This is a genomic window from Halomonas sp. JS92-SW72 (assembly GCF_003547075.1).
GTDB classification, from domain to species: Bacteria; Pseudomonadota; Gammaproteobacteria; order Pseudomonadales; family Halomonadaceae; genus Halomonas; species Halomonas alkalicola.
Genome location: NZ_CP032147.1, coordinates 1,930,141 through 1,945,648 on the forward strand (window position 1 = coordinate 1,930,141; position 15,508 = coordinate 1,945,648).

The window sequence follows — 15,508 nt, forward strand, 5'->3', positions numbered from 1 at the left end:
GGAGTCAGCCATGACCGGCACCTGGAAAGCGTGCCGGAAGGACCGCCCGGCGTGGGTAAGCCCATGCTCACACACTTACACAAGCATATGCCACAGGCTTCACCGGAGAATCAACGCTGGGCTCGCGCAGGGCGGGCCTGCCAGCGGGGGAGACGGGGGTCAGGGGGAGAAGTCGTCGCGGGAGAAGCCCGGTTCGGGGCGCTTGACCGTCTTGGTGACGATGTAGGTGAAGTAGCGCTCGATGCCGGCCTCGCCGGTCAGCCAGGCATCGATCAGGCGCTGGTAGGCGTCGATGGAGTCGGCCTCGACCTTGATCAGATAGTCGACGCCCCCCCCCACCGCCACGCACTCGGTGACCTCGGGGGTGGCCTGCACCAGCGCCTCGAAGCGGGCGAAGCTCTCGGCGTTGTGGGCCTTGAGCTCGATCTGCACCCACACCGGGGTGCGCTTGACCAGGGCGGCGCCATTGATGCGGGCACTGTAGCCCTCAATGATGCCGGCCTTCTCCAGCCGGCGCACCCGCTCCCAGCAGGGGCTGACCGAGAGGTTGATCGCCTCGGCCAGCTTGGACTTGGTGATGCGGCCATCCCGAGAGAGGATCTCGAGGATCTTCAGGTCGTAGCGGTCCAGTTTCATCGTGATTCCGGCACCCTCAACCCAGCGAGTCGACGACATCGGCGATCACCGCGATGGTGTCGCCCATGTTGACCAGTGCCGGGTGGCGGCGTGCCGCCAGCACCCCGCTGCGCCCGGCGCGGTACTCCACCGGGGCAGTGCCGCTTCTGGTCATGTCATAGACCCGGGCCACCACCTCGCCCTTCTCGACCCGCTCGCCCAGGGCGAAGCAGAGCTCCAGCACGCCGGAGTGCTCGCTCTGCACGTAGCAGCTGGCATCGGGCATGTCGAGGTAGACCTGGGGCTCGGCGGGCATCTCCACCTCGCCTTCCAGCAGGCCGTAGTGGATCAGGAAGTTGCGCACGCCGCGCTCGGTGATCGCCATGCTCTCCGGGGTGGAGGTGCCGCCGCCGCCGAGCTCGGTGGCCACGAAGATCTTGCCCTGGCTCTCCACCGCGGTGTCGAAGAGGGCCGCGGCGTCGAGCTCGAACATCATCATGGCGTAGGGGGCGCCGAACGCCTTGGCGCCCTCCAGCGCCTGGCGCTGCTGCTCGGGGTCGTCGAGCACGTGGGAGGCGCCGAAGGGGATGATGTCCAGGGTGCGCCCGCCGGAGTGCAGGTCGAGCACCACGTCGCACATCGGCACCATCACCCGGGTGAAGTAGTCGGCGATCTTCTCGGTCACGCTGCCGTCGGGGTCGCCGGGGAAGCTGCGGTTGAGGTTGCCGCCGTCGAGCCCGGAGGTGCGCTTGCCGGCCATCACCGCCGGGGTGTTCATGCAGGGGACGATGATCACCCGGCCGGTGACCTCCTCGGCCTTGAGCTGGCTCGACAGCTTGAGCAGCGAGGTGATGCCCTCGTACTCGTCGCCGTGGTTGCCGCCGGTGAGCAGGGCCGTGGGGCCCTCGCCGCTCTTCACGACGGTGACCGGGATCATCACCGCCCCCCAGGCGGAGTCATCCACCGAGATGGGCAGCTTGAGGAAGCCGTGCTGGACGCCGTCGGCGTCGAAATCGACGGTGGCGCTGATCGGGCTGGGACGCTTGGTCATTGGCTGGTCTCCATGTTCTTGTACGGGGCTTTCGAGACTCCATTCTCGAGGCGAATGGCGGCCCGACACGGGGCTGTTCCGGCGACAAGCCTGCGAGGAGGCGCTGTGAATACCTCCCTGTAAGCTACTTTTGCCTTCCCTGGCAAAAGACCTCCTCTTCGGCTTGCCCCCGGCGCCCCTCCTTGGGTGGTGTATTGAGGTCAGCGCACGAACAGCTGGCGCGGGAAGTCGGCCAGGGTCTCGCAGCCGGTCTCGGTGATCAGGATGCTCTCGGTGATCTCCAGGCCCCACTCGTCCTCCCACAGGCCCGGCATGAAGTGGAAGGTCATGCCCGGCTGCAGGATGGTCTCGTCCGAGGGGCGCAGGCTCATGGTGCGCTCGCCCCAGTCCGGGGGATAGCTGATGCCGATGGGGTAGCCGCAGCGGGCGCCGCCGCGGTCGAAGCCGTACTTGTCCATGGCCGCGCCCAGCGCCATGGCGATGTCCGCGGTGCGGTTGCCGGGCTTGGCCACCGCCAGGCCGTTCTCGATCCCCTCGAGCAGCGCCGACTCGGCACGCACGAACTCCGTCGGCGGGCGGCCCAGGAACACCGTGCGCGACATGGGCGCGTGGTAGCGCTTGTAGACCCCGGCGATCTCGAAGAAGGTGCCCTCCCCCTTGCGAAACGGCGTGTCGTCCCAGGTCAGGTGGGGGGCGGCGGCATCCTTGCCGGTGGGCAGCATGGGCACGATGGCCGGATAGTCACCGCCGAAGACCCGGCCCTGCTCGTCGCGCCACCCCTCGATGCCGACCCGGTAGATCTCCGAGACCAGCTTGCTCTTGGGCAGGCCGGGCTCGATCACCTCGAGGATGCGCGAATGCATGCCCTCGACGATCTTGGCCGCTACGCGCATGTACTCGATCTCCTGGGGCGACTTGATGGCACGGCACCAGTTGACCAGGGAGTTGGCGTCCATGAAGCGGGCGTGGGGCAGCTCCCGCAGCAGGCTCTGGTAGGCCTTGGCGGAGAAGTAATAGTTGTCCATCTCCATGCCGACCACCCCCTGGTGCCAGCCGCGATCGGGCATGATCGACTGGGCCAGGTAGTCCATGGGGTGCATGTCGGGGTTCTGGACGTAGTAGTCCGGGTAGTAGGTGATGTTATCCGGATCGATCCAGCAGGTGCGCAGCGCCCCGTTGGCGTCCATGCGCCGGCCGTACCAGACCGGCTCGCCCTCCAGCCCCAGCAGCACGCACTGGTGCACATAGAACGACCAACCGTCATAGCCGGTGAGCCAGGCCATGTTGGAGGGGTCGCTGATGATCAGCACGTCGATGCCGCGGCTGGCCATCTCGGCACGCACCTTCCATAGCCGGCTGGCGTACTCCTCGCGGGTGAAGGGCAGGTTTACCTGGGTCATTAGGCCACTCGCCAAAGCAACATCAAGAAAATCGGCCCTCTCGATGAGGAGAAGGCCGGCCAGGGTCACGATCACCGACGGATGCCTGGACGGGTCGCGAACCGGTCGGTGGCACGAGGCAGTGGGGTTGACCCCTCGGGGTGGAGGTTACTGCCAACCCACGGTAGGCGGTCAAGCATTTCCGCTTCGCGTGTCACCCTTGTTCACAACGTCGCCGGCTTCCATGATGAACGCAACCCCTGTGCAAGGAGAGACCATGAAGGTACTGGTGCATATCGACGATGCCGAGCAGTGGCGAGATGCCCTGGCCGAGCGGTTGCCCGAGGCCGAGGTGATCACCAGCGCGGCGCCGCCGGCGCAGCGCCGCCAGGCCGACTACCTGGCGGTGTGGAAGCCGCCGGAGGCACTGCTGCGCGAGCCCGAGGCCCTCAGGGGCATCGTCAACCTGGGGGCCGGGGTGGACGCCCTGCTCAACAACCCCGGGCTTCCCGAGGGGGTCCCGATCGTCAAGCTGCGCGACGCCGGCATGGCGGAGCTGATCGGCGACTACGTACGCTACGGGATCCTCCACTTCCAGCGCGACTTCGACCGCTACCGCCGCCAGCAGCACGCCCGGGCGTGGGGCGAGCACGCGGTGGTGGACAAGGCCGACTGGCCGGTGGGGGTGCTGGGGCTCGGCGCCATCGGCGCGAAGGTGGCCGCCATGGTGGTCGCCGACGGCTTCCCGGTGCACGGCTGGAGCCGCTCGCCCAGGCGCCTGGCGGGCATCACCTGCCACCACGGCGATGCCGGTCTCGACGAGCTGCTCGGCCGGGTCAACACCCTGGTGCTGCTGCTGCCGGACACCCCCGCGACGCGCCATATCATCGACGCTCGCGCCCTTGCCCGGCTGCCCGAGGGGGCCAGCCTGATCAACCCCGGGCGCGGCACCCTGATCGACGAGGCCGCGCTGCTCGCCGCCCTGGGGCCGAGCGACGACCCCGCAAGCGTGGGGCGGCTGCGCGGCGCCCTGCTCGACGCCTTCCCCGAGGAGCCGCTGCCCGAGGCGAGCCCGCTCTGGACCCACCCGCGGATCTGGGTCACCCCGCACATGGCCGGCCCCACGCCGCTGGGCGCGGCGCTGGACCAGGTGGCCGAGGCGCTGCGCGCCTTCGAGGCCGGCACGCCCCAGGCGACGGTGGACCCCGCGGCCGGCTACTGACACCGCTACACGAAGGGCGGTGAAGGCCCTACCCTGAGGTGAGAGGTGCCACCATCCCGGGAGGGCAGATGATGAGCATGAGCATGGAGTACGGCCCCGGCGACGCGCTGCTCGTCGTGGACCTGCAGAACGACTTCTGCGAGGGGGGCGCCCTGGCCGTGGCCGGCGGTGCCGCCCTGGTGCCGGGCATCAACGCCGAGATCACCGCCGCCCGGGCCGCGGGCGCCCTGGTGGTGGCCAGCCGTGACTGGCACCCCGTCGACCACGCGAGCTTCGCCCATCGCGGCGGCCCCTGGCCGGTACACTGCGTGCAGGACACCGACGGTGCAGCCTTCCACCCCGATCTGGCGCTGGACGCCGCCACCATCCGCGTCAGCAAGGCCACCGCCTTCGACGCGGACGCCTACTCCGCCTTCGACGGCACCGGCCTCGCCGGCTACCTGCGCAGCCGCGGCATCGAGCGCGTGTTCGTCTGCGGCCTGGCGCTGGACGTCTGCGTCCGGGCCACCGCACTGGACGCCCGCCGCGAGGGCTTCACCACCCGGCTGCTCGGTCCGCTGTGCGCCGCGGTGGTACCCGAGGCTGCCGAGGAGACCCTGGGGGCGCTGCGCGATGCCGGGGTGGAGGTGGTGGCGGAGCGGGTGCCATGACACCGGTGCCCTATGCGGTCGCCGACGACGACCTGGCCCTGCTCACCGACCTCTACCAGCTCACCATGCTGCAGGCCTACTGGGCCGAAGGGATGGAGGCCCGCGCCACCTTCAGCCTCTTCTTTCGCAGGCTGCCGGCGACTCGCCGCTTCATGCTCGCCTGCGGCCAGCAACATGCGGCCGAGCTGGCCACCCGCCTGCGCTTCGGTGAGTCACAGCTGGCCCGCCTGGCCGCCACCGGGCTGTTCGACGCGGACTTCCTCGACTGGCTCGGCCGGTGGCGCTTTCGCGGCGACATCCGGGCGCTGCCCGAGGGGACCCCGGTGTTCGGCAACGAGCCCCTGCTGGAGGTGGAGGCCCCCATCGCCGAGGCCCAGCTGCTCGAGAGCCTGCTCATGAACCTGGTGCAGCTGGAGACGGTGCTCGCCTCCAAGGCGGTCCGCCTGGTGATCGCGGCCCGGGGCCGGCCGGTGGTGGACTTCGGCCTGCGCCGCATGCACGGCATCGACGCCGCGGTGCGCGGCGTGCGCGCCTACCGCACGGCGGGGCTCGAGGGGACCAGCAACGTGCTGGGCGGGCTGCGTCACGGCATGGCGCTGCGCGGCACCATGGCCCACAGCTATATCCTGGCCCACGACGACGAGCGCGTGGCCTTTCGCGCCTTCGCCCGCCGCTATCCCGGCACCACCCTGCTGGTGGACACCCACGACACCCTCGAGGGGGTGCGCCGGGTCATCGCGCTGCTGCGCGAGGAGCCCGGGCTCGCGGTGAAGGCGATCCGCCTCGACTCCGGCGACCTCGGCGAGCTGGCCAGGGGCGCCCGGGCGCTGCTCGACGCGGCGGGCCATGGCGAGGTGAAGATCGTGGCCAGCAGTGGCCTGGACGAGGGGCAGATCGCCGCGCTGCTCGACGCCGGCGCGCCCATCGATATCTTCGGGGTGGGCACCGAGATGGGGGTCTCCGCCGACGCCCCGGTGATCGACCTCTCCTACAAGCTGGTGGCGTACGCCGGCACCCCGCGGGTGAAGCACTCCCCCGGCAAGATCAACCTGCCCGGGGGCAAGCAGCTCTATCGCCGCCTGGGCGCCGACGGCCGCTACGCCGGCGACATCATCGCCCTGCGCGACGAAGCAGGCATCGACGGCGAACCGCTGCTGCGCCCGCTGGTGGTGGATGGCCGGGTGGTCGCCGAGGAGATGGCACTGGCCGAGGGCGCCCGGGAGCGGGTGCGGGAAGCCCTCACGGCGCTGCCCGCCCCCCTCCTCGAGCTCGCCCCGGGCGAAAGCGACTACCCGGTGACGCTAAGCCCGGGGCTCACAGCGGCTGCCGGGTCGGCCGGATGGTCAGTTCGTTGACGTCCACGTCGGCGGGCTGGGCGATGGCGAAGGCAATGGCCCGGGCGATGGCGTCGGGCTCGATGGCCAGCTCATAGAGCTCGCCCACCCCCTGGGCGGTGCGCGGGTCGCTGATCGACTCGGTCAGCTCGCTGGTCACCGCCCCCGGCGAGATATTGGTCGAGCGGATCTCGCGCGACTCCTGGCGCAGCCCCTCGGAGATCGCCCGTACCGCGAACTTGGTGGCGCTGTAGACCGCCGCCGCCGGCGACACCACCTGGCCGGCCACCGAGGAGACGTTGATCACGTGGCCGGCACGCTGGTCGCGCATGGTGGGCAGCACGGCGGCGATACCGTAGAGCACCCCCTTGATGTTGACGTCGATCATCCGCTCCCACTCCTCCACCTTGAGGCGGTTGAGGGGCGAGATCGGCATCACGCCGGCGTTGTTGACCAGCACGTCAATGCGCCCGTAGGTCGCCAGGGCGGCGGCGGCCAGCGCCTCGACCTGGTCGCGCCGGGTGACATCGGTGACCCGATAGATCGCCTCGCCCCCCTCCGCGGTGATCGCGTCGACCAGCGCGGCCAGGCGCGACTCGCGGCGGGCGCCGAGCACCAGGCGCGCGCCCTCGCGGGCCAGCCGCCGGGCGGTGGCCTCGCCCAGCCCGCTGCTCGCCCCGGTGATGATGATGACCTTGCCCTTGATCTCCGACATGCGCTCTTCTCCCGATTGTGCGGTGGCTCGTGACCCGCCAAGATAAAGCCAAGGCCTGAATATGCAAGAACCCCGCATGCCGGAACCCGCGCACTCCCCGGGAGTCCACTGCTCTGCCATCGCCCAGCGAGAACGACATGCCCCTCAGACGCCTGCTGATTGCCCTGCTGACCTGCCTGCCCCTCGCCGCCGCGGCAGCGGAGGCGCCGGCCGCCCCCTCCCCCAGCTACCGCAAGGCGGAGCCGGCCATCGAGAACGCTTCACGGGTGGTCCCCCAGCCCTTCGCCGCCCGCTACCGCCTGGAGGTGAGCGGCTGGCCCAGTACCAGCGTCGAGCACCGGCTCTCACGGGACGGTGGCTCCTGGCACAGCGAGATGAGCGCCGCCATCGCCGTGGCACGGGGGGAGGAGCGCAGCCGCTTCCTGATCAAGGACCAGGGGGTGCGTTCGCTCCAGTACATCAGCGGCTACTCCCTGCTGGGGCTGGGCGGCGACTATCGCCTCGCCCCGGACGACCTGGCCGTGCTTCCCGACCGCCAGGCCGCCCTCTTCGAGCTCTCCCGCCGGGTGATCGACGGCACCTGCCGGGATAGCTGCGACATCCGCTACCAGAACCACCGTGGCCGGGAGGAGCGCATGGCGTACCGGGTGCTGGGCTCCGAGAACCTGAGCCTGCCCGTCGGGGAGTTCGAGGCCCTGGCGGTCGAGGTCACCGAACCCGACAAGCCGGAACGCCACCTGATGTTCCACTTCCACCCCGAGGTCCCCGGCCTGATGCTGGCCGTGGAGTACCGCCGCGACGGCGAACGCCGGAGCCGCCTCTCCCTCTCCCGCCTCTCCCTCGGCGAGTGATGCCCAGCCCCGCAAGAGCCTGCTAGAGTAGCGGGTTTTCCGTCGCCGCCTCGGCGACAGCACAGGGAAGGGACTCTCGATGCTGACAGGTCTGGTGATCGTGCTGCTGCCGCTGGTGCTGGGCTACCTGGTGCCGGTTCGCCATGCCGGGCTGATGGCGCTGATCAACCGGGGAGTGAGCGCCTCGGTCTACGTGATCCTGCTGCTGATGGGGGTGAGCCTGGCCGGCCTCGACGACCTCGCCGGCCAGCTCTCGCGCATGGGGGGCCAGGCGCTGGCCCTGTTCGCGGTGATCAGCGCCTGCAATCTGGCGGGCCTCTGGTGGCTCTCCGGGCGCCTCGGCCTCGCCGCCGACCCCTCCCGGGTGGTGCCCGGCGCCCCGCTGAGCAAGCTCGCCGCCATGGCCGGCTCCCTGGCCCTGGTGGGCGTGGTGGTGCTCGGCGTCGGGCTGGGGCTGGCGGGCCGCGCCCTCCCCGGGCTCCACGACGGCGCCGAGACCCTCGCCGAATGGGTGCTCTATGCGCTGCTGGCGCTGATCGGCTGCCAGCTGCGCAACTCCGGCATGCCGCTGCGCCAGATCCTGCTCAACCGCCACGGCCTGGCTATCGCCCTGATGCTGGCGGCCACCTCGCTGGCCGGCGGCCTGCTCGCCGCCCCGCTGCTGGACCTGCGCGCCAGCGAAGGCCTGGCGCTGGCCGCCGGCTTCGGCTGGTACTCCCTCTCCGGCATCCTGGTGGGCGATGCCCTGGGCCCGGCCATGGGCGGCGTGGCCTTCTTCAACGACCTCGCCCGGGAACTGCTGGCCTTCGTGCTGATTCCCCTGGTGATCCGCCGCCATGCGGCCCTGGCCATCGGCTACGGTGGTGCCACCTCCATGGACTTCACCCTGCCGGTGATCCAGCAGCATGGGGGTGTCGCCTGCGTGCCGGTGGCGGTGGTCTCGGGCTTTCTCCTCTCGCTGCTTTCGCCGCCGCTGCTGCTGTTCTTCCTCTCCCTCTGAGGCGCTCCCGCCGCCACCGGCTTGCATATCGCTTGCACATTTCCTGACCATTGGCTGCATCGCCGCGCGCGATGCTCTCCACTCCCCTCCCTGCCCGAGTCGCCCATGAACCCGCCGCCCCACCCCTCCACGGCACGTCCTCACCGCCAGCGCGGGCGCTTCGGCCTCGGCGCCCTGGTCGCCCTGCTGGTGCTGGCCGGCGGGCTCGCCCTGGCCTGGTGGCTGATGAGCCAGCCGCCACGAGTGGAGCGCCGCCCTGCCCCGGCGCCCGTCCCGCCGCTGGTGGAGGCCGTCAGCGTGGTGCCACGCGCCGCCGCCCCGGCGCTGCACGGCTTCGGCCGGGTCGTGGCAGAGCGCGAGGCGCGGCTGGCGAGCCGGGTCGCCGGCCGCCTGGAGGCCTTCGCCCCCGGGGTGGTGCCGGGCCGCGTGGTGGAGGCCGGTGCCTCCCTCGCCCATCTGGACAACGCCGACCTCTCCCTGGCACTGCGCGAGGCCGAGGCCGCCCTGGCCCAGGCCGAGGCGGCACTGGCCATGGAGCAGGGGGAGCAGCAGCGCGCTCGGGCCGAGTACCAGAGCTTCGGCCGCGAACTGCCCGCGGAGCGGCGCGCCCTGGTGCTGCGCGAGCCCCAGCTGAGAAGCGCCCAGGCCGACGTGGAGCGCGCCCGGGCCGCCCGCGATCGGGCCCGGCTGGATCTCGCGCGCGCCACCCTCACCGCCCCCTGGGCCGGCATGGTCCAGGCGCGCCTGCTCGGCGAGGGCAGCGAGGTCACCAGCGGCACCGAGCTCCTCCACCTGGTGGACGTGTCGCGCTTCTGGGTGCAGGCGTCGCTGCCGGGCGAGGCGCTGGCCTGGCTGACGCCGGCCACCGAGGCGGCCCCGGGCAGCCCCGTGACCCTGACCAGCCGCGGCTGGCCCGCCGGCAGCGAGCGCGAGGGCGAGCTGCTCTCGGTGCTGCCGGCCCTGGAGGAGAACGGCCTGCAGGTCCAGCTGCTGGTCGCCGTGGAGGACCCCCTGGCGCTGGCCGAGGCGCAGCGCGGCGCGCCGGCGCTGCGTCTCGGCGACGTGGTGCGCCTGGCGTTCCAGGCAGGCGAGCGCGACGACCTGATCGCGCTTCCCGCCGCGGCCCTGCGCCCCGGCGACGAGGTGTGGGTGCTGGACGAGGAGGAGCGCCTGCGCCGCCGCCCGGTGAGCGTGCTGCATCGCGATGACCATCAGGTGCTGGTGGCCGAAGGCCTCGAGACGGGCGAGCGGGTGATCACCTCGCCGCTGGGCCAGCCCCGGGAGGGCATGGCGCTGCGCACCGCCGCCAGCAGCGCCGAGCGGCCGGCCGGCGCCGCGCCGGCGGAGCCCCGCCCATGATGCGCCGCGGCCCCATCGCCTGGATGGTCCACCACGGGGTGGCCCCCAACCTGCTGATGCTGCTGCTGATCATCGGCGGGCTGATGGCCTCCACCACCATCAAGAAGGAGGTCTTCCCCGACTTCGAGCTGGAGATCATCACCGTCGCCATCGGCTATCCCGGCGCCACCCCCGAGGAGGTGGAGCGCAGCCTGCTGCTGCCCCTGGAGGCGGCACTGGCCAACGTGGACGGCATCGACGAGCTCACCGCCACCGCCAATGAGGGCGCCGGCCGCGTCTCCGCCAGCCTGGTGGAGGGGGTGGAGGTGATGCGGGTCTACCAGGAGATCCAGCAGGCGGTAGGCGCCATCACCAGCCTGCCGGCCGCCGCCGACCCGCCCCGCTTCGGCCTGGCCGGGCGCTCGCGCAGCGTGATGAGCCTGCAGCTCCACGGCCCGGTCGACGACCAGCTGCTCCACGACCTGGCCGAGGAGGTGCGCGCCGAACTGCAGGGCTCGCCGGGCATCGCCCGGGTGGAGCTCTCCGGCAACCGTGAGCGCGAGATCCAGGTGCTGCTCGACGAGGAGGCGATGCAGCGCCACGGCCTCGACCACCGCCAGCTGGCCAACCGCATCGGCGATGAGGCCCTGGACCTGGCCGGCGGTCGCCTGACCACCGGCGAGGGGGAGTGGCTGATCCGCTACCAGGGACGCCGCGACGAGGCCCGGGAGTTCGCCGAGCTGCCGATCCTCGGCACCCCCGACGGCGGCCAGCTGCGCCTGGGCGAGATCGCCCGGGTCGAACGCGGCTTCGCCGAGACCGACCGCGAGGTGCTCTACAACGGCGCGCCGAGCCTGACCCTGGACGTCTACCAGGTCGGCGACCAGACGCCGATCGGCATCTCGGACGCCGTGCATGCCCAGCTCGAGCGGCTTCAGGCGGACCTGCCGGAGGGAGTGAGCCTCGCCATCTCCCGGGACAGCTCCGAGGTCTATCGCGACCGCCTCGACCTGCTGCTCAAGAACGCCTTCCTGGGCCTGGCGCTGGTGCTGGTGCTGCTGGGCCTGTTCCTGGAGGCACGGCTGGCCTTCTGGGTCACCCTCGGCATTCCCACCGCCTTCCTCGGCGCCCTGCTCTTCCTGCCCTGGTTCGGGGTGTCGCTGAACATGATGTCGATGTTTGCCTTCATCATCGCGCTGGGCATCGTGGTGGACGACGCCATCATGGTGGGCGAGAACATCCACAGCTACCGGGAGCAGGGCCACTCCCTGCGCGAGGCGGCGGTGCGCGGCGCCCGGGAGATGGCGGTGCCGATCAGCTTTGCCATCCTCTCCAACATCGTCGCCTTCCTGCCGCTGCTCTTCCTGCCCGGCTTCCTCGGCATGATCTTCGCCGTGGTGCCGCTGGTGGTGATCACGGTGTTCCTGGCCTCCTGGCTGGAGGCGCTGTTCATCCTGCCGGCCCACCTGGCCCACCGCGCCGGCAGCCGCGAGGCGCCGGCCTGGCGGCGTCCCCTCGACCGGGTGCGCCAGGCCCTGCAGGCCTGGCTGTCTCGCGTCACCCAGCAGCGTTTCGCCCCCTTCCTCGAGCGCTGCCTGGACCAGCGACTGCTCACCGTGAGCCTCGCCGTGGCGTTGCTGGCGGTGGCCCTGGCCTGGGCCATGAGCGGCCGGCTCGGCTTCTCGCTGATGCCCCGGGTGGAATCTGACCGGGTCCAGGCCACGGTGACCCTGCCGGTGGGCAGCCCCATCGCCGACGACCGCGCCATCCGCGACCGCCTGCTGGCCGCCGCCGAGACCCTGGCCGCTCGCGACGACGGCCCCACCTTCACCGCCAACCGCGCCCAGATCGACGGTGACCGGCTTAGCGTGCAGCTGACCCTGGACCGCGCGAGCCTCGACGCCTGGGCCCCCTCTCGGGTCGCCCGGGAGTGGCGCGAGCTGGCCGGCGAGTTCAGCGGCGTCCAGGCGGTGCGCTTCGAGTCCGACGTGGGCGGCCCCGGCGCCGGGGCCGGGCTGACCCTGCGCCTCTCCCACCCCGACAGCCGAGCGCTGGAGGGGGCCGCCACGCGGCTCGCCGAGGCGCTGGGCGAGTTCGAGGGGATCACCGACATCGACAGCGGCCTGGCCGACGGCAAGCCCCAGCTGGAGATTCGCCTCTCGCCGGAGGGACGCGCCCTGGGCCTCACCGGCGGCGACCTGGCCGGCCAGCTGCGCGCCCCCCTGCAGGGCATCACGGCGCTCGAGCAGTTCATCGGCCGCCACGAGATCAGCGTCGAGGTGCGCCTGCCCGCGGAGGCGCGCCGGAGCCTCGCCGACCTCTACCGGCTGCCGATCCGCACCCCGGACGGGCGCCAGGTGCCACTGGCCCGGGTCGCCGAGATCGAGCTCGGTCGCGCCGCCACCACCCTGCAGCGCATCGACGGCCGGCGCATCATCAACGTCACCGCCGATGCCGCCGGCGACGAGCGCATCAATCAGGTGCTGGGCACCCTGGAGGCCGACGTCTTCCCCGCCCTGCGGGCCGGCTGGCCGGGGCTCGAGATCTCCCCGGGCGGGCGCCAGCAGGAGACCGCCGACAACGTCTCGGCACTCACCAAGGCCTCCTGGCTGACCCTGATCGCCCTCTATGCTCTGCTGGCGATTCCCTTCCGCAGCTACCTGCAGCCGCTGCTGGTGCTGGCCGCCATTCCCTTCGGCATCATCGGCGCGGTAGCCGGCCATATGATCATGGGCTTCGGCCTCTCGGTGGTCAGCCTGATGGGCATGCTGGCGCTCTCCGGGGTGGTGATCAACGACGCCCTGGTGCTGATCGACTACGCCAACCGCCGGCGCCGCGAGGGCATGGCCGCCCGGGAGGCGATCGTCGCCGCCGCCACCCGGCGCCTGCGCCCGATCATGATGACCACCCTGACCACCTTCCTGGGGCTCGCGCCGATGATCTTCGAGACCTCGCGCCAGGCCCGTTTCATCATTCCCATGGCGATCTCGCTGGGCTTCGGCATGCTCTTCGCCACCGTCATCCTGCTGCTGCTGGTGCCCTGCCTCTACCTGATGCTGGAGGGGGTGCGCGAGCGCCTCCAGGGCCGCAGCCCCCAAGCCGAGGAGGCCTCCCCATGAGCCTGCGTCTGCCCCAGCCCGCCGTCTCCCGGCTGGGCGTCAAGCTGTTCGTGGTGATCCTGTCGGTCAACGTGGCCATCTCGGCCCTGGTGTTCCTGGGCATCTCGCGCAGCCTCGACCGCGGCTTCATCGAGTACCTGGACACCACCCAGGCCAACCGCGCCGAGACCCTGGCCGAGGGGCTCGGCGAGGAGTGGGCGAGTCGCGGCGGCGACTGGCAGTGGCTGCGCGCCTCACCCTCGGCCTGGCATCGGCTGGTGCGCCAGCAGCTGTGGCCCGGGGCCGGCATGCCGCCCCAGGGCATCGAGCGCCGCCTGGGCGACCCCAAGGACTTCGTGCTCCACGACGCCAGCGGCCTGCCGGTGATCGGCCTGCCGCCTGACGACGAGGAGGAGGCCGCCACCCTGCGCTGGCTGCCGATCCTCCACGAGGGGGAGCGGGTCGGCACCCTGGGCTACCGCCCCCCGGAGCAGCTGATGGCGCGCATGGACCATATCTTCCTCTCCCGCCAGCAGCGTAACCTGGCGATCATCGTCGGCTCCCTGGGAGTCGCCTCGCTGCTGCTGGCCGGCGGGCTCTCCTGGTGGCTGGGGCGGCGCACCCGCAGCATGGCACTCGCCACCCGGCGCCTCACCGAGGGCGACTACAGCATCCGCCTGCCGGAGCGCGGCCAGGACGAGCTGTCGCGGCTCTCCCGGGACTTCAACGTGCTGGCCGCCACCCTGGAGGCGAGCCGCGAGGCGCGCAGCCGCTGGGTCTCCGACATCGCCCACGAGCTGCGCACGCCGCTGGCCGTGCTGCGCGGCGAGATCGAGGCGATGCAGGATGGCATCCGCCGCCTCGACCAGGACAGCCTGCACTCCCTGGCCCAGGAGGTGGGCCAGCTCGAGCGGCTGGTGGCCGACCTGCGGCTGCTTTCGCAGAGCGACGCCGGCGCCCTGGAGGTGCTGCTCGCGCCGCTGGACCTGGCCGAGAGCCTCGCCGACCGCCTCGAGGAGGCGGAAGGCTGGCTCACCGACAGCGGCATCACCCTGGAGACCCGCATCCAGGCCGAGGCCTGGATGCGCGGCGACGTCCAGCGCCTGCGCCAGCTCTGGAACAACCTGCTCGACAACACCTGCGCCTATACCCGGGCCCCGGGCCGGCTGCGGGTCACCCTCGACGTCACCCCCCGGGGCATCCGGCTCACCTGGGAGGACAGCGCCCCCGGGGTGCCCGAGGGCGAGCTTGCCCGGCTCACCGAGCGCCTCTACCGGGTGGAGGGCTCGCGCAATCGCGCCAGCGGCGGCAGCGGCCTGGGACTCTCCATCGCCGCGGCCCTGGTCAAGGCCCACGGCGGCGAGATGCACCCCTCGTCCTCGCCGCTGGGTGGGTTATGCTGGACGCTCACCTTTCCACCGCTCGATGACGACCGCATCAGGGAGGAGATCGCATGACATCAAGGGAACACGAGGGACAGCAGGTCCTGATCGTCGAGGATGAACCCAAGATCGCCCGGCTGGTGGCCGACTACCTGGCCGGCAGCGGCTTCGCCACCCACCACCTGGATCACGGCGACGCCGTGCTGCCGTGGCTGGCCGAGGCGCGCCAGGCGGGCCAGGGGCCCGCGCTGGTGCTGCTCGACCTGATGCTGCCCGGCACCGACGGCCTGACCCTGTGCCGCGAGATCCGCCAGCGCTGGCCTGCGCTGCCGGTGATCATGCTCACCGCCCGGGTCGAGGAGGTGGACCGCCTGCTGGGGCTCGAGCTGGGCGCCGACGACTATATCTGCAAGCCCTTCAGCCCCCGGGAGGTGGTGGCCCGGGTCAAGGCGGTGCTGCGCCGCAGCCAGGGCAGCGACGGCGCCGAACAGGCCGCGGGCAGCGATCTACTCCTCGACGAGGAGGGCTGGCGGGCGCTGGCCGACGGCCAGGACCTGGCCCTCACCGCCGTGGAGTTCCAGCTGCTCAAGGTGATGATGCACGCCCCGGGGCGGATCTTCTCCCGGGACCAGCTGATGGACCACATGTACCGCGACCACCGCATCGTCTCCGAGCGCACCGTGGACAGCCACGTCAAGAAGCTGCGCCGCAAGATCAGCGAGGTGTGGCCGGAACGCGAGGTGATCCGCTCGGTCTACGGGGTGGGCTACAAGTACCAGCCCGAGGAGTGAGCATGCACCACCTTTGCACGCTCGCTGCACCGACCTTGCACCGCGCCGGGTGAGACTGGAACCATCAACCCGAGGCACGAAG

Annotated in this window: 13 protein-coding genes; 9 read left to right on the forward strand and 4 right to left on the reverse strand. The window is 71.5% G+C overall.

Translation table 11 applies throughout. The features are described 5' to 3' along the window. Positions 1–159: 159 nt before the first annotated feature. From D1793_RS08990 to doeA, 3 genes are all read right to left on the reverse strand, one after another. Entirely contained in the window at positions 160–636 is a 477-nt protein-coding gene (locus tag D1793_RS08990; RefSeq protein WP_119021866.1) for an Lrp/AsnC family transcriptional regulator, read from the reverse strand. Between the two features lie 16 nt (positions 637–652). After that, positions 653–1,666: a N(2)-acetyl-L-2,4-diaminobutanoate deacetylase DoeB gene (doeB, locus tag D1793_RS08995; protein WP_119021867.1), complete on the reverse strand. Its 1,014-nt coding sequence runs from the start codon at positions 1,664–1,666 to the stop codon at positions 653–655. A gap of 200 nt (positions 1,667–1,866) precedes the next feature. Next, positions 1,867–3,066 carry an ectoine hydrolase DoeA gene (doeA, locus tag D1793_RS09000; RefSeq protein ID WP_119021868.1) on the reverse strand — a complete coding sequence of 400 codons (1,200 nt, stop codon included), beginning with the start codon at positions 3,064–3,066 and terminating at the stop codon, positions 1,867–1,869. Positions 3,067–3,322: 256 nt separating this feature from the next. Here doeA and D1793_RS09005 point away from each other — a divergent pair, with 256 nt between their 5' ends. The 3 genes from D1793_RS09005 to D1793_RS09015 all read left to right on the forward strand — a co-directional run bounded on the left by D1793_RS09005 (position 3,323) and on the right by D1793_RS09015 (position 6,272). Further along, positions 3,323–4,267 carry a glyoxylate/hydroxypyruvate reductase A gene (locus tag D1793_RS09005; protein ID WP_119021869.1) on the forward strand — a complete coding sequence of 315 codons (945 nt, stop codon included), beginning with the start codon at positions 3,323–3,325 and terminating at the stop codon, positions 4,265–4,267. 68 nt (positions 4,268–4,335) lie between these two features. Further along, positions 4,336–4,917, forward strand: coding sequence for an isochorismatase family protein (locus D1793_RS09010; RefSeq protein ID WP_205527650.1), 582 nt, complete (start codon positions 4,336–4,338; stop codon positions 4,915–4,917). Further along, positions 4,914–6,272 (forward strand): nicotinate phosphoribosyltransferase, encoded by a 1,359-nt coding sequence (locus D1793_RS09015; RefSeq protein WP_119021870.1) that lies wholly within the window; start codon positions 4,914–4,916, stop codon positions 6,270–6,272. Before D1793_RS09010 ends, D1793_RS09015 begins: the two co-directional genes overlap by 4 nt. Here D1793_RS09015 and D1793_RS09020 read toward each other — a convergent pair. Then, the gene (locus D1793_RS09020) at positions 6,232–6,966 is read right to left on the reverse strand and encodes an SDR family oxidoreductase (protein WP_119021871.1); all 735 of its coding nucleotides are present in this window, start codon (positions 6,964–6,966) and stop codon (positions 6,232–6,234) included. The two genes, D1793_RS09015 and D1793_RS09020, sit on opposite strands and share 41 nt — an antisense overlap. 137 nt (positions 6,967–7,103) lie before the next feature. Here D1793_RS09020 and D1793_RS09025 point away from each other — a divergent pair, with 137 nt between their 5' ends. From D1793_RS09025 to D1793_RS09050, 6 genes are all read left to right on the forward strand, one after another. Then, complete coding sequence (locus D1793_RS09025) at positions 7,104–7,817, forward strand: hypothetical protein (RefSeq protein WP_119021872.1); 714 nt, start codon at positions 7,104–7,106, stop codon at positions 7,815–7,817. A gap of 79 nt (positions 7,818–7,896) precedes the next feature. Further along, the gene (locus D1793_RS09030) at positions 7,897–8,817 is read left to right on the forward strand and encodes a lysine exporter LysO family protein (RefSeq protein ID WP_119021873.1); all 921 of its coding nucleotides are present in this window, start codon (positions 7,897–7,899) and stop codon (positions 8,815–8,817) included. Between the two features lie 105 nt (positions 8,818–8,922). Beyond that, entirely contained in the window at positions 8,923–10,176 is a 1,254-nt protein-coding gene (locus D1793_RS09035; protein WP_119021874.1) for an efflux RND transporter periplasmic adaptor subunit, read from the forward strand. Further along, positions 10,173–13,274: an efflux RND transporter permease subunit gene (locus D1793_RS09040; protein WP_119021875.1), complete on the forward strand. Its 3,102-nt coding sequence runs from the start codon at positions 10,173–10,175 to the stop codon at positions 13,272–13,274. Before D1793_RS09035 ends, D1793_RS09040 begins: the two co-directional genes overlap by 4 nt. Next, positions 13,271–14,710 (forward strand): ATP-binding protein, encoded by a 1,440-nt coding sequence (locus D1793_RS09045; RefSeq protein ID WP_119021876.1) that lies wholly within the window; start codon positions 13,271–13,273, stop codon positions 14,708–14,710. Before D1793_RS09040 ends, D1793_RS09045 begins: the two co-directional genes overlap by 4 nt. Next, complete coding sequence (locus tag D1793_RS09050) at positions 14,707–15,426, forward strand: response regulator (protein WP_119021877.1); 720 nt, start codon at positions 14,707–14,709, stop codon at positions 15,424–15,426. The genes D1793_RS09045 and D1793_RS09050 overlap by 4 nt, the downstream gene beginning before the upstream one ends. Positions 15,427–15,508 lie beyond the last annotated feature (82 nt).